The sequence below is a fragment of the Hoeflea phototrophica DFL-43 genome, from assembly GCF_000154705.2.
GTDB classification, from domain to species: Bacteria; Pseudomonadota; Alphaproteobacteria; order Rhizobiales; family Rhizobiaceae; genus Hoeflea; species Hoeflea phototrophica.
Genome location: NZ_CM002917.1, coordinates 830,865 through 846,968 on the forward strand (window position 1 = coordinate 830,865; position 16,104 = coordinate 846,968).

General features: G+C 60.1%; 16 protein-coding genes and 1 riboswitch. Of the genes, 8 read left to right on the forward strand and 8 right to left on the reverse strand.

Annotated features, from left to right (window positions below):
- Positions 1–51 precede the first annotated feature (51 nt).
- Genes gcvP through gcvT form a run of 3 tightly spaced genes read right to left on the reverse strand, consistent with a single transcriptional unit; the run spans position 52 to position 4,474 of the window.
- Positions 52–2,904, reverse strand: coding sequence for an aminomethyl-transferring glycine dehydrogenase (gene gcvP, locus HPDFL43_RS03915; RefSeq protein ID WP_007195951.1), 2,853 nt, complete (start codon positions 2,902–2,904; stop codon positions 52–54).
- A gap of 11 nt (positions 2,905–2,915) precedes the next feature.
- Complete coding sequence (gcvH, locus tag HPDFL43_RS03920) at positions 2,916–3,278, reverse strand: glycine cleavage system protein GcvH (RefSeq protein WP_007195952.1); 363 nt, start codon at positions 3,276–3,278, stop codon at positions 2,916–2,918.
- Between the two features lie 56 nt (positions 3,279–3,334).
- The gene (gene gcvT / locus HPDFL43_RS03925; protein WP_007195953.1) at positions 3,335–4,474 is read right to left on the reverse strand and encodes a glycine cleavage system aminomethyltransferase GcvT; all 1,140 of its coding nucleotides are present in this window, start codon (positions 4,472–4,474) and stop codon (positions 3,335–3,337) included.
- Between the two features lie 148 nt (positions 4,475–4,622).
- A riboswitch (glycine riboswitch) is annotated at positions 4,623–4,709 on the reverse strand.
- 307 nt (positions 4,710–5,016) lie between these two features.
- On the opposite strand from gcvT, the gene HPDFL43_RS21855 reads away from it, so the two are divergent.
- The 3 genes from HPDFL43_RS21855 to HPDFL43_RS21860 all read left to right on the forward strand — a co-directional run bounded on the left by HPDFL43_RS21855 (position 5,017) and on the right by HPDFL43_RS21860 (position 7,438).
- Positions 5,017–5,508, forward strand: a complete 492-nt coding sequence (locus tag HPDFL43_RS21855; protein WP_156970180.1) for a hypothetical protein — start codon at positions 5,017–5,019, stop codon at positions 5,506–5,508.
- A 77-nt stretch (positions 5,509–5,585) separates the two neighbouring features.
- Positions 5,586–6,739 (forward strand): IS3 family transposase gene (locus HPDFL43_RS03940; protein ID WP_245271052.1). Its coding sequence is split into 2 segments (ribosomal slippage): positions 5,586–5,838 and positions 5,838–6,739, totalling 1,155 coding nucleotides; the frame shifts between segments, so codons are not numbered across the junction.
- A 24-nt stretch (positions 6,740–6,763) separates the two neighbouring features.
- On the forward strand, positions 6,764–7,438 hold the full coding sequence (locus tag HPDFL43_RS21860) for a hypothetical protein (protein ID WP_156970181.1): 675 nt from the start codon (positions 6,764–6,766) through the stop codon (positions 7,436–7,438).
- On the opposite strand, the gene HPDFL43_RS22415 is transcribed toward HPDFL43_RS21860, so the two are convergent.
- The gene (locus tag HPDFL43_RS22415; RefSeq protein ID WP_084594562.1) at positions 7,397–7,786 is read right to left on the reverse strand and encodes a recombinase family protein; all 390 of its coding nucleotides are present in this window, start codon (positions 7,784–7,786) and stop codon (positions 7,397–7,399) included. The genes HPDFL43_RS21860 and HPDFL43_RS22415 overlap by 42 nt on opposite strands.
- Before the next feature lie 97 nt (positions 7,787–7,883).
- Here HPDFL43_RS22415 and HPDFL43_RS03950 point away from each other — a divergent pair, with 97 nt between their 5' ends.
- The 3 genes from HPDFL43_RS03950 to HPDFL43_RS03960 all read left to right on the forward strand — a co-directional run bounded on the left by HPDFL43_RS03950 (position 7,884) and on the right by HPDFL43_RS03960 (position 9,934).
- Positions 7,884–8,273 (forward strand): antitoxin Xre-like helix-turn-helix domain-containing protein, encoded by a 390-nt coding sequence (locus tag HPDFL43_RS03950; RefSeq protein ID WP_007195959.1) that lies wholly within the window; start codon positions 7,884–7,886, stop codon positions 8,271–8,273.
- Positions 8,270–8,959 (forward strand): RES family NAD+ phosphorylase, encoded by a 690-nt coding sequence (locus tag HPDFL43_RS03955; RefSeq protein ID WP_007195960.1) that lies wholly within the window; start codon positions 8,270–8,272, stop codon positions 8,957–8,959. The genes HPDFL43_RS03950 and HPDFL43_RS03955 overlap by 4 nt, the downstream gene beginning before the upstream one ends.
- A gap of 201 nt (positions 8,960–9,160) precedes the next feature.
- Positions 9,161–9,934 (forward strand): EAL domain-containing protein, encoded by a 774-nt coding sequence (locus HPDFL43_RS03960; protein ID WP_040449028.1) that lies wholly within the window; start codon positions 9,161–9,163, stop codon positions 9,932–9,934.
- A gap of 32 nt (positions 9,935–9,966) precedes the next feature.
- Here HPDFL43_RS03960 and HPDFL43_RS03965 read toward each other — a convergent pair whose 3' ends face one another.
- The 4 genes from HPDFL43_RS03965 to HPDFL43_RS03980 are packed head-to-tail and all read right to left on the reverse strand — an operon-like array spanning position 9,967 to position 13,521.
- The gene (locus tag HPDFL43_RS03965; RefSeq protein WP_007195962.1) at positions 9,967–10,818 is read right to left on the reverse strand and encodes a metal ABC transporter permease; all 852 of its coding nucleotides are present in this window, start codon (positions 10,816–10,818) and stop codon (positions 9,967–9,969) included.
- Positions 10,818–11,699, reverse strand: coding sequence for a metal ABC transporter permease (locus HPDFL43_RS03970; protein WP_040449030.1), 882 nt, complete (start codon positions 11,697–11,699; stop codon positions 10,818–10,820). The genes HPDFL43_RS03965 and HPDFL43_RS03970 overlap by 1 nt, the downstream gene beginning before the upstream one ends.
- On the reverse strand, positions 11,696–12,634 hold the full coding sequence (locus HPDFL43_RS03975; protein WP_007195964.1) for a manganese/iron ABC transporter ATP-binding protein: 939 nt from the start codon (positions 12,632–12,634) through the stop codon (positions 11,696–11,698). The genes HPDFL43_RS03970 and HPDFL43_RS03975 overlap by 4 nt, the downstream gene beginning before the upstream one ends.
- The gene (locus HPDFL43_RS03980) at positions 12,631–13,521 is read right to left on the reverse strand and encodes a metal ABC transporter substrate-binding protein (protein ID WP_040449605.1); all 891 of its coding nucleotides are present in this window, start codon (positions 13,519–13,521) and stop codon (positions 12,631–12,633) included. The genes HPDFL43_RS03975 and HPDFL43_RS03980 overlap by 4 nt, the downstream gene beginning before the upstream one ends.
- 173 nt (positions 13,522–13,694) lie before the next feature.
- Here HPDFL43_RS03980 and HPDFL43_RS03985 point away from each other — a divergent pair, with 173 nt between their 5' ends.
- A complete protein-coding gene (locus HPDFL43_RS03985) occupies positions 13,695–15,095 on the forward strand; it encodes a cytochrome ubiquinol oxidase subunit I (protein WP_007195966.1) in 1,401 nt (466 codons plus the stop codon).
- Positions 15,088–16,095: a cytochrome d ubiquinol oxidase subunit II gene (locus tag HPDFL43_RS03990; RefSeq protein ID WP_040449032.1), complete on the forward strand. Its 1,008-nt coding sequence runs from the start codon at positions 15,088–15,090 to the stop codon at positions 16,093–16,095. The genes HPDFL43_RS03985 and HPDFL43_RS03990 overlap by 8 nt, the downstream gene beginning before the upstream one ends.
- Positions 16,096–16,104 lie beyond the last annotated feature (9 nt).

Consider the following 16,104-nt stretch of genomic DNA (forward strand, 5'->3'; position numbering starts at 1 on the left):
AAGGCGGCCAACCGGCCGCCTTTGTCCTGACTGAGGTCCTGGGTCGCAACGCTACTCGGCGGCTTCTGCATAGTCCGTCATTGGCGGGCAGGAGCAGACCAGATGGCGGTCGCCATAGACATTGTCGACCCGGTTGACCGGAGCGAAATATTTGGCGTTGCGCATCGCGCCATCCGGAAAGATTGCCGTCTCGCGGCCATAGGGCCGGTCCCATGGTCCAACCAGATCCTCGATCGTGTGCGGCGCGTTCTTCAGCGGGTTGTTGTCCCGGTCCATGCGCCCGTCCTCGATCGCCCAGGCCTCGTTGCGGATTGCCAGCATTGCCGCGCAGAACCGGTCGAGCTCGGCCTTCACTTCCGATTCCGTCGGCTCGATCATCAGCGTTCCAGCCACCGGCCAGCTCATGGTCGGCGCGTGGAAGCCGCAGTCGATCAGACGCTTGGCGACATCATCAACGGTGACGCCGGCACTTTGCACCAGTGGCCGCGTATCGAGGATGCACTCATGCGCCACCCGTCCACCGGGCGAGGTGTAGAGCACATCATAGGCCCCCTTCAGCCGGGCTGCGATGTAGTTGGCGCTCAGGATCGCAATCTTGGTCGCCTGGGTCAGGCCGTCGCCACCCATCATCAGGCAATAGGCCCAGGAGATCGGCAGGATCGAAGCGGACCCGAAGGGTGCGGCCGAGACTGCACCGGGTCTGCCATCGGTGATGATGTGACCGGGCAGATGCTCGGCCAGATGCGCCTTGACCCCGATCGGGCCCATGCCGGGGCCGCCCCCGCCATGGGGGATGCAGAAGGTCTTGTGCAGATTGAGATGGCTCACATCCGCGCCGATGTCGCCCGGCCGCGCAACCCCTACAAGCGCATTGAGATTGGCGCCGTCAAGATAGACCTGGCCGCCATGATCATGGGTGATCTTGCAGACTTCCGCAGCCGTTTCCTCGAACACGCCATGGGTTGAAGGGTAGGTGATCATGCAGGCGGCGAGATTGGCCGAATGCTGCTCGGCCTTTGCGCGGAAATCATCGAGATCGATGTCGCCGTTCTCGCGTGTCCCCACGGCCACCACCGTCATTCCCGCCATTTGCGCCGAGGCCGGATTGGTGCCATGCGCCGAGGTCGGGATCAGGCAGATGTTGCGGTGTCCCTCGCCATTGGCGCGGTGGAAGCTGCGGATGCTCATCAGCCCCGCATATTCGCCCTGCGCGCCGGAATTGGGCTGCATCGAGATCGCATCATAGCCGGTGATCAGGCAGAGCTTGTCGGACAGATCGTCGATCATCTCCTTGTAGCCAAGCGCCTGATCCGCCGGCGCGAAGGGGTGGATGTCGGCAAATTCCGGCCAGGTAATGCACAGCATCTCCGCTGTCGCATTGAGCTTCATGGTGCATGAGCCGAGTGGGATCATCGTCCGGTCGAGCGCCAGATCCTTGTCCGACAGACGCCGGATGTAGCGCGTCATCTCGCTTTCGGCGCGGTTCATGTGGAAGATCGGATGCTCGAGATAGCGTGACTGCCGGACCAGTGGATCGGGAATCTGCGGCCCGGCCTCGAGATCGTCGAATGACATGTTGCCGCCAAAGGCACGCCAGATGGCTTCCACCGTTGCGCGCCGCGACACCTCATCGAGCGAGATGCCGATCTGGTCATCGCCGACCTTGCGCAGATTGATGCCTTCCTTGCGCGCCGCCTCCAGGATCTCGGCCTGCCGGCCTTCGGCAAACACGGTGACCGTGTCGAAGAAGATCGCCGGATCGATGATGAAGTCCAGCTTCTTGAGACCCGCAGCCAGCGTGGTGGCCCTGGTGTGAACCCGCCCGGCAATCGCGCGCAGGCCCACCGGTCCGTGAAACACCGCATACATCGAGGCGATCACCGCAAGCAGCACCTGCGCGGTGCAGATGTTCGAGGTCGCCTTCTCGCGGCGGATATGCTGTTCGCGCGTTTGCAATGCCAGCCGGTAGGCCTGGTTGCCGCGCGCATCAACGGTGACGCCGACCAGACGCCCGGGCATCGAGCGCTTGTAGGCGTCCTTGACCGCCATATAGGCCGCATGCGGGCCGCCATAGCCCATCGGCACGCCGAAGCGCTGCATCGATCCGACGGCGATGTCAGCGCCCATTTCGCCCGGTGACTTCAACAGCGTCAGCGACAACGGGTCGGCGGCCACGATGGCAATCGCCTTCTGCGCGTGAAGCGTGGCGATGACATCGGTGAAATCATGCACATGGCCATAGGTGCCGGGATACTGGAAGATCGCGCCGAACACCTTTGCCGGGTCCAGCTCGGTAAACGGATCGCCGACCTGCACCTCCCAGCCCAGCGGCTCGGCGCGGGTGCGGATCACCTCGATGGTCTGCGGGTGGCAGTGATGATCGACAAAGAAGGTGGTGGTCTTGGACTTTGACGCCCGCTCTGCCATCGCCATGGCTTCCGCCGCTGCCGTCGCCTCATCGAGCAGCGAGGCGTTGGCAATGTCGAGCCCGGTCAGGTCGCTGACCATGGTCTGGAAGTTCAGAAGCGCCTCGAGCCGCCCCTGGCTGATCTCCGGCTGATAGGGCGTGTAGGCGGTGTACCAGGCCGGGTTTTCGAGAATACAGCGCTGGATCACCGGGGGCATGATGGTGCCGTGATAGCCCTGGCCGATCAGCGACAGCATCACGGTGTTTTTCTTTGCCGTGGCGCGCAGATGATCGAGTACTTCGCGTTCGCTCATCGGATCGCCGAAGGCGAGCGCCGTCTTCTGGCGGATCGAAGCCGGCACGGTTTCGTCGACCAGCGCGTCGAGCGACGTCGCGCCGACGGTCTCCAGCATCTCGGCGATCTCGGACGGCGAGGGGCCGATATGGCGCCTGTTGGCGAAGTCATAGGGATCGTAATCTGTCAGCTTCAGGGTCATGGCGTTCGCTTTCAACCAATCATTGCCTGGTAGGCGGTTTCATCCATCAGCGCGTCTGCGTCGCTGGGATTGCTGAGCTTGAGCTTGAAGAACCAGCCCGCGCCGGTGGGGTCGGAATTGACCAGCGACGGGTCGTCGACAATCGCCTGGTTGCTCTCGACGATCTCGCCATCAAGCGGGCAATAAACATCCGATGCGGCCTTGACCGATTCAACGGTCGAGGCTTCGCCGCCCTTCTCGAATGTGCTGCCGGCGTCCGGCAGTTCGACAAACACCAGATCGCCGAGCTGTTCGGCGGCATGGGCAGTGATCCCGACAGTGGCGACATCGCCCTCGATCTTGAGCCATTCGTGGTCTTCGGTGAATTTGAGCATGGAACTGTTCCTGTGTGATCTTGGTTTTGGGAATGGGGTTAAGGAAGGCTGAAGGGTCAGCGCTTGTAGGTGGTCTGAACGAAGGGCAGGGCACTGACGGCAAGCTCAAGCCGCTTGCCGCGCACCTCGGCGTAGAGCGTGGTGCCCGCTGCAGAAAGGTCTGCCGGCACATAGCCCATCGCAACCGGACCGCCGACACTGGGGCCGAACCCGCCCGACGTCACCGTGCCGATCGCAGCCCCGCCGCTTTCGCTGTCATAAAGCTCCGCCCCGGCGCGCACCGGGGCCTTGCCGGACGGCTGGAGGCCGACCCGCAACCGCGCGGGTCCGGTGTCGAATTGGTTAAGGATCACATCAGCCCCTGGAAATCCGCCTTCGCGCTCTCCGCCCGCGCGGCGCGCCTTCTGGATCGCCCATTTGAGATTGGCCTCGACCGGGGTGGTGGTCTCGTCGATGTCGTTGCCGTAAAGGCAGAGGCCTGCCTCAAGCCGCAGCGAATCCCGCGCGCCAAGCCCGATCGCCTCGACCCGGTCATCGGCCAGAAGCAGCCGTGCGACCCGTTCGGTCTCATCAGCCGGGATCGAGATCTCGAAGCCGTCCTCGCCCGAATAGCCCGAGCGCGACACCACCACCGGCGTGCCGCCGATCTTCAAATCCGCCACATCCATGAACAGCATGTCTTCTGCGTCGGGCGCATAGGAGGCCAGCACGGCCTCCGCGACCGGGCCCTGCAGCGCGATCAGGCCGCGGCCAAACTGCGCCTCGATCTCGCAGCTGTCCGACAGTGCTGTCCGGATCCTGGCCAGATCCTCATGCTTGCACGCGGCATTGACCACCAGATAAAGATGATCGCCACGGTTGGCGACCATGAAATCATCCTCGAGTCCGCCTTTGTCGTTCGTGAACAGCCCGTAGCGCTGCCGGCCGGGCTTGAGGCCCAGCACATCCACCGGCGTGATGGCTTCGAGCGCGCGTGCCGCGTCGGTCACATCGCCGGATCTGGCGCGGATCAGGATCTGTCCCATATGCGAGACGTCGAACAACCCGGCGGCGGCGCGGGTGTGAAGGTGCTCCTTCATCACGCCCATCGGGTACTGGACCGGCATGTCGTAACCGGCAAACGCCATCATGCGCGCGCCAAGCTCAAGATGCAGGGAATGAAGCGGTGTCTTCAGAAGGTCTGCGGTGGTGTCCACGCGCCAGTCTCCAGTTCAGGTGCGGGCAAACGCCGCGCACGGGCCAATCTTCAGGCGTCAAACGCCTTTCAACAAGCCCCCCCTGTCCTTTTGCCTGAGATTGCTATCCCTTCGGCGGACGCAACACGCGCCACTCTCCAGAGTCCAAAACGTTCCGTTGGTCCTTTTGCCTGAGAGTTTCCGGGGCGGTTGCTCCTTCGGCACCGGATGAACCGGTTTCTCCCAACGGGACAAGGTTATCTAGGCTGAATCGCGATGGAATGGCAAGGGGGAGGGGGAGTGTGGGTGAGTTGTCAGGCACGGAAATTATGCGCTGTATGCTGACCCTTCGCAAGAACCACGGCCATGGGTTCAGCAGCAAGAAGCAGCGGGATTGGATCAGCCCCGAGCTTTTGCAGCAATGGCGGGAACGATGGGCGGAGTATCAAAACCTAGCGCTCGAAAAGTTGTAGGTTTTGCTTCTGCATGTTATTTGAAATGAGCACTCTCCACTGACACAGCGTGTTGGGGTTACAGCTGAATTTCCATGGAGTTTTCTCAGTATGTTGCGATCAATATATTCATTATTGTACATATTTTCTGTAGTATTTATTTTTTCAACCACGGCGTCAAATGGTCAAGTTAGTCCAAATCAACGTGGCTGTATTATGGGTAGTTTGGATGCCTGTAAGGCTGCTTGTGGCGAAGGTGATACCAACGCGTGCGCCAAGGCTGGATTACCTGCCTCAGATAAGTCAGTTCGGTTCGGTTATGTAGTGCCTGACTTGGCGGAGCTAGATAGATTTGTGGCCGAAGACAAGCCATCATGGAATGTCCTACGTCCCATCGCGGGTGCTTGCGTAGAAAAGAAGCAGGTTGATCAGTGTGTAAAAGCTTGCAAACTAGGCTTCTTCAATTCCTGTGTTCAAGCTGGACATCAGCTCATAAGGAAAGACCCTCCGAGCTCGCTATACTTTCATGCCGTGGCATGCATCCACGGCGAACGCCGCGATGCTGAGTTTAGCTGCGAACAAGCAGAAATTCTGAGCGAGTGAGCTACCCCCCGAAATTTGGACACTGACATAAGCTACGATTTGCAGTCTGCTGATCTTCGACGAGAAGGAGATCAGAGATGTCGAAACGCAAGCAACACGCGCCTGAGTTCAAAGCGAAGGTCGCGCTGGAAGCCCTGAAGGGCGAGGAAACCGCCGCTGAGTTGGCGAGCCGGTTCGGGGTGCATCCAACGATGATCCATCAATGGAAACGTGCGCTCCTTGAGGGCGCGTCCGGCGTGTTCGAACGCGGCGGTCGAAAGAAGCCCGAGATCGACGAGGAGCAGGTGAAGGAACTCCACGCCAAGATCGGGGAGCTGGCCGTGGCCAACTCTTTTTTGGAAAGAAAGCTGAAGCCATGGGGCGGGAAGTGAGGCGCGGCATGGTCGAACCCGATCACCCCCAGCTGTCGATAGGCCAGCAGTGCAAGCTGCTGTCGATCGCGCGCTCGTCCTTCTACTACACGCCTAAGGGCGAGACCGAGCAGAACCTCGACCTGATGCGTCAAATCGACGAGCAGTTCCTTGAAACGCCGTTCTTCGGCGTCCGGCAGATGACCTGGCATCTGCGCAACGATGGCCATCTGGTGAACGAGAAACGGATACGCCGGTTGATGCGCCTGATGGGGTTGATGCCGATCTATCAGAAACCCAATACCAGCAGGCCGGCGAAAGGGCACAAGACCTATCCCTACCTGCTGAAAGGACTGCGCGTGGATCGACCGAACCAGGTCTGGTGCTCGGACATCACCTACCTGCCCATGCGGCGTGGCTTTCTCTACCTCGTCGCCATCATGGACTGGCACACCCGTAAGGTTCTGGCCTGGCGCGTCTCGAATACGCTGGAGGCCGACTTCTGTGTCGAGGCGCTGAATGAGGCCATCCACAAGTTCGGCCAGCCGGAGATCATGAATACAGACCAGGGCAGCCAGTTCACATCCTTCGCCTGGACGGACCGCTTGCGCCGGACCGGCGTGCGCATCTCGATGGATGGAAAGGGGCGGTTCCTCGACAATATTTTCATCGAGCGCCTGTGGCGGACGCTGAAATATGAATGTGTCTACCTGCATGCCTGGGAGACCGGATCAGAAGCGAAGGCGGGCATCCGCAAATGGATGACGTTCTACAACCATCAACGCCCACACTCAGCCCTTGGTGGAAGACCACCTGCCGTGGTCTATTGGCTGGGAAAAGACGAAACCCAACCCGATCAGCAAGTGCAAAGAGTAGCTTAATTTACGCCAGAAACTGTCCAACGAATGGGGAGTAGCTCAGAGCGCCTGAAACTTTTTGCTCAGTTTCCCAATAACCACTTTACTTCGATCTTTGAAAACAGGTTTTCAAAGGGTCGTGAAACCGTGGTTGCGCAATCTGAAGCTGCTCCAGCCAAACCTGAAAATGTGATTTCAAAGGTAGAGAATAGGTCAGCACGCCTGCACCCGAGACAAAAAACTGCAAAGGGTAGCTTCAGTTCTGATGATAGTAAGCGGGTGGGTTTGAATGCTACTCTAGCGCGAAATATCAGATCAGCCTTAAATCGGGATGTCGTTGATCAGCTTGCAGCGTTAGATCTTCGTGCTGCTGATTGTAGGGAGAATAGTGGTACGAATTTAATGGCTTCAATAAATTGCATACAGACGCTAGGCGGGAACATAAATTCGCGCATGCTTCAGATGCGCGTAGATAAAGTCTTTCTGGACAAATGCAATATCATCGACAATGGCCAGTTTTTGTGCCGTTACCGAGGTACTATCCAAGCTGGAGATAGCGCTGACCCACTGATGAAGCTCCTACAGATGGCGAGCAAAGTTGGAGGCTTCAAATACGGCGTGTTCGATAGTGATGATTTCGGATGGTATCTCGTCGAATATTACGACAGTTGCAAATACATTTCAAATGATGGTGTGTACCGTTGTAGGAGAGAGGTTAGGTGAAGGCGAGGATTTGTCTATTTTTAGAATATTCCAATTAATGTTGAGGTCGCCTTTTAAATTGCGATAGAGGGTTGATCTATTCACCCCGAACGATTGGGCGACCGTTGTGGGACGCTCGCCCGCATAGATGAACTTGCGAGCATGTTTGACTTGAGCGCTTGTGAGCGCCTTTGGACGGCCTAGACGCGGCCCACGCTTTCGTGCGGCCTGTAGCCCCGCTTGCGTTCGCTCTACGATCAGCGAGCCCTCAAATTCAGCCAGTACGCCCATGAGATGAAACGTCAGGCGGCCTTGAACTGTCGTCGTGTCGATTGACCTGCTCTGACCCGCTCCCTTGAATGGGTACATTCAAGGAAGCGGGTCAGTTCGTAAAAAGAGCTCGTATGGTATTGAAAAAGTGGCCATATGGCCTTACATTGAAGGCGTCTTTCAAAAGGAGCCTCCAATGGAAAATCTTGTCCTGGAGCAGGTGGCGCCGGACCGGCAGGCGGTGGGCCTCAAGGCTTTTGCGCGGATTGCCGATGCATGGTCGTTGACGCTGCGCGAAGCGGCAGCACTTGCCGACATGTCGGAATCCACCTGGAAGCGCGCGAAGAAGCCGGCATTTGCCGGTGATCTGACGCAGGATCAGATGCTGCGTCTCAGCGCGCTCATCGGGCTCTATAAATCGCTGGAGCTTTACTTCAACGAGCCCATTGCACTGCAATGGCCGAGGCTGCCCAATAAGGGCCCTGAATTTGATGGCGCGCGGCCGGTCGATGCAATGATTGCCGGCGGCCTGCCGAAGATCCTGCGCGTGCGGGGATATGTCGATGCGCTCCGGGGCGGCATGTGAAGATCACCCCGGTCAATGACCGCGCGCTGGTCCGCCTGATCCCCGAGACACATCACAAGCCGCCCGTCTTGCGCGGGCTTGTCGACAGCGACGAGGAGATGGCGGTCCTCGCCGAGCTTGAGGGCGAAACCAGCGCGCGGCTGATTGCGGAGCGCCAGGGCAGCCCGGCGCTCGACCGCCGCGAACTGGCCTTCGCCCGGCGCGCGCAGGACCTCAAGCTCTATGGCGAAAGCCACATCAATGCCGCCTTCACCTACACAAGGCCAAGCGGCAACCGCTTCAACAGCGGCAATCGCGGCGCCTGGTACTGTGCGTGGGAGATGCTGACCAGTGCGCAGGAGGTGGGCTTTCACCGGACTCGCGAACTGGGCTTCATCGACCGTTACGAGGATGAAGCGCGCTATGTCGAACTGCTCGCTGATTTCATCGGCGATTTTCCGGATCTGCATGGAGAGGCTCACCCTGCGCTCGATCCTGACCCCGGACATGGCTACCCGGCGGGACAGGCACTGGCGGCGCAGTTGCGCGGGGAAGGCCACCGCGGATTGATCTACCCCTCGGTGCGCCATAAGGGCGGGCGATGCTTCGTCGCCTTTGATCCGGGCATCATTCAGAACGTCCGTCCGGGCGCGAGTTGGAAACTGGTCTGGAACAGTGCGCCGGAATTTGCCATCGAGGGGCTGTAATGTCTTCCGTCAAGGGCCTCGGACGCTGGATGAATAACCGGACAAGCAAGACAATGTTTCCGGTTCGCGCGTCGTGGCCAGTAAACGGCCAATCTTTTGTAAAGCAAATCGTCAATATTGTGCCTAAAGCCTCAATTTTGGGCAATTGTAAACGAATTTTGTGCATCATCCGGTCGCCAACGCCATTGCGAAAGACGCGAGATGTCAAAACCATGTCCGGGATGCCAGAGCGGCGCTAAGCTCGATTTTGAATTCTCCATGGCCTTCCAGCCCATCTATGATGCCGTTCAGGGGCGAGTGTGGGGCTATGAGGCGCTGGTCCGCGGTCTTGATGGCGAAGGTGCCCATTCGGTGCTGTCCAGGGTCAAGCCCGAACAGAAATATGTGTTTGATCAGGCCTGCCGGACCAAGGCGATAGAATTGGCCTCTCAGCTTTTTCCCGACGCCGAAGAGTTGAAACTCTCGATCAACTTCATGCCCAACGCGGTCTATGAACCCGCCGCCTGCCTGCGGGCAACATTCCTGGCGGCCAAGCGTTTCGGTTTCCCGCAGTCCGCGATCATGTTCGAGTTTACTGAGGACGAGGAGGTGTCGGACCCGGCGCACCTCCAGAATATTATCACCGAATATCGCAAGCACGGGTTTGTCACAGCCATTGATGATTTTGGCGCTGGCTATGCGGGTCTTGGCCTGCTCGCCGATTTTCAGCCTGATCTGATCAAGATTGACATGAAGATCGTTCGGGGCATCGACACCAGCCTTGCGCGCCAGGCCGTTGTGTCGGGCATTGTCGGAATTGCCCGGGCGCTCGATATCACCGTTCTGGCAGAGGGCATCGAGACCGAGGAAGAGTTCGCGGTTCTCAAGGCCGCAGGCATTGGCCTGTTCCAGGGCTACTGGTTCGCCCGCCCGGAATTCGAGATGCTTCCACAGGTCAGTTTTTCAAACCAGACGGCACTGCGGTTGACGGCCTGACGACAGCCGCATTCCGACGCCACAACAAGGCCTTATCCGGAAGACGAGAGTCGCCGCATCCGGAAATCCCGCACCTGCCCCACCACCAGTGCGGCAATGAAGAACCCGGTCAGGCACAGCACCATCGTCGGCGCCGGTTCGCTGTTGATGTGGTAGCTGGCGAAAATGCCGATGAGCGCCGAGAGCACCACCGACCCGACGGCCACTGTGAGCATACCGGCAAAGGTGCGCGCAACGAGGAAGGCGATGGCGCCCGGTGCGACCAGCAGCGCGATCGACAGGATGATGCCGACGGCCTTGAGGCTCGCGACAATCATCAGAGCGATCGCCGTGAGCAGCCCGTAATGCAGCCAGCCGGTCCGAAGTCCAATGGCGCGGGCGTGCAGCTCATCAAAGGCCTGGGCCACCAGATCGCGCCATTTCAGCACCAGGAAGCCGCCGCACAGAAGCGCCAGAAAAGCGGTTGTTCCCAGATCGGACCAGGCGACGCCGAGCATGTCGCCGAACAGGATATGGTCGAGATGCAGGCTCGAGCGGACGCTGACATGCAGCACGATCCCGAGACCGAACATGCCGGAGAAGACGATGCCCATCACCGTGTCTTCCTTCACCCGGCTGTTGGCCGAAAGCCAGCCGGTGGCGACCGCGCAAAACAGCCCCGCGCCAAAGGCGCCGACCGCCAGCGGCAGGCCCGCGACAAAGGCCATGACGATGCCCGGCAGCACAGCGTGGCTCATCGCGTCACCCATCAGCGACCAGCCCTTGAGCACCATCAGCGAACTCATCGCGGCCATCGGGATCGCCACCAGGAAGGTGATCAGGAACGCCTTCTGCATATAGGCGAAACGGAACGGATCGAGGAAGAAGTCGACAAGACCCTCCATCACAGCGCCTCCGCTTCCGATGTCTTGGCCGCATCCGGTGTTTGGGCCCTGACTTGCGCCCGCTGGGCCAGAAGCCCGTGCCGTGGTGCGAACAGGAAGGCGAGCAGGAAGATCCCGGTCTGCAGCATGATCACCACGCCGCCCGTCGCGCCATCGAGGAAATAGCTCAGATAGACGCCGGCAAAGCAGGTGATCGATCCCATGGCGACAGCAATCACGATCAGCCTCGGGAACCGGTCGGTGAGCAGATAGGCGGTGGCACCGGGCGTGACCACCAGGGCAATCACCAGAAACGCGCCCACCGTCTGCATCGCCGCCACGGTGGAGGCGGAGAGCAGCGCAAAGAAGATCACCTTGAGCGCGGTGGCCCGGACCCCGATGGCGCGCGCGTGGCTCTCATCGAAGAACACCAGCATCAGATCCTTCCAGATCACCGACAGCACCACGAGTGTGACCGCGCCGATGATCACCAGCTGGGTGGTGTCGGATGGCGTGATCGCCAGCACGTTTCCGAGCACGATTGTCTGCACATTGATCGGCGTCGGCGAGATCGAGACCATGAACAGCCCGAGCGCAAAGAAAGAGATGAAGATCATGCCGATCACCGCGTCCTCGCGCAGCCTCGTGCGCGCCCGTATCAGCAGCATTGCCGCCGCAGCCAGCCCTCCGGCCAGAAACGCGCCGGCTGCGAAGGGCAGACCCAGCATATAGGCGCCAGCCACACCGGGAACGATGGAGTGCGAGAGTGCGTCGCCGATCAGCGACCAGCCCTTGAGCATCAGATAGCACGACAGAAAGGCGCAGATCGCCCCGGTCAGCGCGGACACCCACATGGCGTTGACCATGTAGCTGTAGGAAAACGGTTCGAGCAGGACGCTCATGAGCGCTTGTCCTTGGCGCTCTTGGCTTGAGCCGTTTTTTTCACGGTGGCCTTGGCTTTTCGGGATTTGCGTTCGGTTTCGCCGTAGATGACGAAGGGCCGCTCATCATCGGTAAGCACTGTCACCTGGCGGCTGTCATCATCATCATGCAGATCCTCACCGCCGAGAACGAAGTGCCGGAGCACACCGCCAAAGGCCTTTTGGAGATTTTTCTGGGTGAAGACATCCGCAGTGAGACCTTCGGCCAGAACGGTCCGGTTGATCAACACCGCACGGTCGCAGAATTCCGGCACGCTGCCCAGATTGTGGGTGGAGACCAGCATGACGCGGCCTTCCGCGCGCAGGCCCTTGAGCAGCTCGATGATTTGGTTTTCGGTGGTCACGTCGACACCGGTGAAGGGTTCGTCGAGCAGGATCACCTGGCCCTCCTGGGCCAGTGCCCGGGCCAGGAACACGCGCTTCTTCTGACCGCCGGAAAGTTCGCCGATCTGACGCTTGCGATAGGCGGCCATGCCGACGCGCTCCAGCGCATCATCGACGGCGGCCCGGTCATGCGGCCGGGCCATGCGCAGGAAATTCATGTGGCCGTAGCGGCCCATCATCACCACGTCCTCGACCAGCACCGGAAACGACCAGTCGATCTCTTCGCTTTGCGGCACATAGGCGACCAGGTTTTGTCTCAGCGCTTCACTGACACTCAGTCCCATGATGTTGATCTGTCCGCCGGCAAGCGGCACGAAGCCCATCAGCGATTTGAACAGCGTCGACTTGCCGCTGCCGTTGATTCCGACCAAAGCGGTGATCGAGCCCCGGGGCACGCTGAAGCTTGCGCCATCAAGCGCGCGGTTGCCGTTGCGGTAGACCACGGAGACATCGTGCACATCGAGGCCATGCACTGCAGTCGACTGGGCCTGAATGCTGGCAGGGATGTTCATTGTGTTGCCGTCAATCCGTTGACAATGGTTTGCGATGTGACCCTGAGCAGATCGAGATAGGTCGGCACCGGTCCGTCCGGCGTCGACAGGGAATCCACATACAGAATGCCACCGTAAGCTATGCCGGTTTCGCGCGCCACCTGTTCGGCTGGTTTGGGCGAAACCGTACTTTCGGAGAAAATCACCGGAATGTCATTGTCGCGGATCAAGTCAATGATCCGGCGCACCTGCTGTGGTGAGCCTTGGCTATCGGCGTTGATCGCCCAGATCGATGCTTCCTTGAGGCCGAAATCTGCAGCCAGATAGGAGAATGCGGCTTCGCTGGAAACCAGCCAGCGCCGGGATTCGGGCAGCGCCTCGATCTGCGCCCGGATCGGCGCGAATGTGGCGGTGATTTCGTCCTTGTAACGCGCGCCATTGGCGGCGTAGGCGTCCGCATTGTCCGGATCGGTCTCGGAAAGTGCGCGGACGATGTTGTCGATGTAGATCATCGCATTGCCCGGTGACATCCAGCCATGGGGGTTGGCCCGGCCCTCATAGGCCCCTTCGGCAATGGCAATCGGTTCAATGCCGTCTGACAGCGTGAAGGCGGGCACGTCGCCAAGATTTTCGAGGTAACGTTCGAACCAGGTCTCAAGCCCGAGCCCGTTCCACAGCACAACATCGGCGCCAAGGCCGCGTTTGATGTCTCCGGGCGTTGGCCGGAACATGTGGATTTCCGCGCCCTCGCGGGTGATTGACACCACATCCGCATGCTCGCCGGCGACATTGCGCGCCATGTCGGCAAACACGGTGAAGGAGGTCAGAACCTTGATTTTGGCCGAAGCCGAACCGGCACCGCCCAGGGCCACGAGGACAGAGAGGACGAGAACTTTGATAAACAGCATAGGAGCTTCCTGCGAATGGTTTGCAAAAGGCAATCTATGCTGAATCAGCCCTGTGTCAATGCTTTTGCAAATCATTTGCAACAACGGGGCGAATTTGCTGCACTGCGGCGGAATGTCATCTGCTATGCTCAGCAGGTCACCCCACATATGGGGCGATCAACAGGAGCCTCGAAATGGACGCCTTACTGCTGTCCCGCATACAGTTCGCCGCAAACATCTCGTTTCACATTCTCTTCCCCACCATCACCATCGCGCTGGGGTGGCTGTTGTTGTGGTTCCGCCTCCGGTTCAACCGGACCGGCGACCAGGCCTACATGGATGCCTATTTCTTCTGGGTGAAGGTCTTCGCGCTGTCGTTTGCCATGGGCGTGGTTTCGGGCATCACCATGAGCTTCCAGTTCGGCACCAACTGGCCGGGTTTCATGGAGCGGGTGGGCAACATCGCCGGGCCGTTGCTGGCCTATGAGGTACTCACGGCGTTCTTCCTCGAGGCGGTGTTTTTGGGCATCATGCTGTTCGGGTCCCGCCGGGTTTCGGCGCGGGTGCACACGCTGGCCACCTTTCTGGTCGCGTTTGGCACCACCATGTCAGCCTTCTGGATCCTGGTCCTGAATTCGTGGATGCACACGCCCCAGGGCTTCGAGATGCGTGATGGCGTGGCGCACGCCACCGACTGGTTTGCGATCGTCTTCAATCCGTCGATGCCTTACCGGCTGGTGCATGTGTTGCTCGCCTCCGGCCTGACAGTGGCCTTCCTGGTGGCTGGCCTCTCGGCGCTGCGCTGGCTTGCCGGAGACCGGGCCAAGGGCACATTTCTTGCGCTTCGAACCGGCCTGACCATGGGGGCGGTGCTGATCCCGTTGCAGATCCTTGCCGGTGACCTGCATGGCCTCAACACGCTCGAGCACCAGCCGCAAAAGGTTGCGGCGATGGAGGGCAACTGGGAAACCGGGCCGCGCGTGCCGCTGCTGCTGTTCGCGATCCCTGATGAAGAGGCGCGCGAAAACCGTTTCGAGCTCGGAATTCCCGGAGGCGCCAGCCTGATCCTCAAGCACGACATTGATGGTGTTGTGCCGGGCCTCAATGACTTTGTCGCAGAAGACGGTACGGTGCTGCATCCACCGGTGAAGCCGCTGTTCTTCGCCTTCCGCATCATGGTCGGCGTCGGTTTTGCCATGCTCTTCATCTCCTGGATCGGTGCATGGATGATCTGGCGCCGTGGCGATATCAACCGCCCCATGGCTTATGTTTTGGTGCCCATGGCGCTCTCGGGCTGGGTGGCAACGCTTGCCGGTTGGTACACCACCGAGATCGGTCGCCAGCCCTGGTTGGTCGATGGTGTGCTCAAGACTTCGGACGCTGTAGCGGCACTGCCTGCAACCTCCGTCGGGATCACCCTGGTGGCCTATCTGCTGGTCTATGCCGGCCTGATCACAGCCTATCTGTCGGTGATCATCGCGCTTGCGCTGAAAGCAGCCAAAACGCCGCATGAAGCGCCGCCCGGCATCAACACTGCCGGTATCAATCCCGACCCTGCGATGGTGCTTGGACTGGAGGGCAACGGCCGTGGCTGAGTTTCAATGGAGCGAGTGGCTGCCCTATATCTTCGCTGCCCTGATGGGCATTGCGATCCTGGTCTATGTCATTCTCGACGGGTTTGACCTGGGCATCGGCATCCTGTCGCCGCTTGCCGATGACACCCAGAAGGACCGCATGGTCTCGGCCATCGGTCCGTTCTGGGATGCCAATGAAACCTGGCTGGTGCTCGCCGTCGGTCTGTTGCTGGTGGCATTCCCGGTCGCCCATGGTGTCATCCTGACCACGCTTTACTTCCCGGTCGCCGTTCTGTTGATCGGCCTGATCCTGCGCGGCGTCGCCTTCGAGTTCCGTGCAAAGGTCAGCCTGGACGCGAAACCGTCCTGGAACCGCATGTTCTTCATAGGGTCGTTGATGTCGGCTCTGGCGCAGGGATACATGCTTGGCCTCTATGTGCTGGGACTGGACACCAGCTGGCCGGCGGTCGGCTTTGCAGCGCTTGTCGCGGTCTGCCTTGCGGCCGCCTATGCCGCGATCGGGGCCGCCTGGCTGATCCACAAGACCGAAGGCACGCTGCAGGTCCGGGCGGTCAAATGGCTGCGTGCCTCGCTTGGCCTGGTGGCGCTTGGCATGGCGGCGATTTCGCTGGCCACCCCGCTGGCCAGCACCCGGATATGGGATCGTTGGCTGGGCTTTCCCGAAAGCCTCATCCTGGCACCTCTGCCGATCCTGACGGTGGCGCTGTTTGTCTGGCTGTGGCGGCTGTCGGGGCGCATGCCGCTTGAGGGCGATCGGTTGAACCTGGCGCCATTTGCGGCGCTCGCGGGCATCTTCGCGCTTGGCTTTGCCGGACTTGCCTGGTCGTTCTATCCCTATGTGGTGCCGGGCCAGATCACCATCGCGGAGGCCGCAAGCGCGACCGAAAGCCTGGCGATCATTCTGGTGGGAACACTTTTCGTGCTGCCGGTGATTACGGGCTATTCGATCTGGGCCTACCGGATCTTTGGCGGCAAGGCTGTGGACTTGCGTTACGACTGAGCTCTCGCC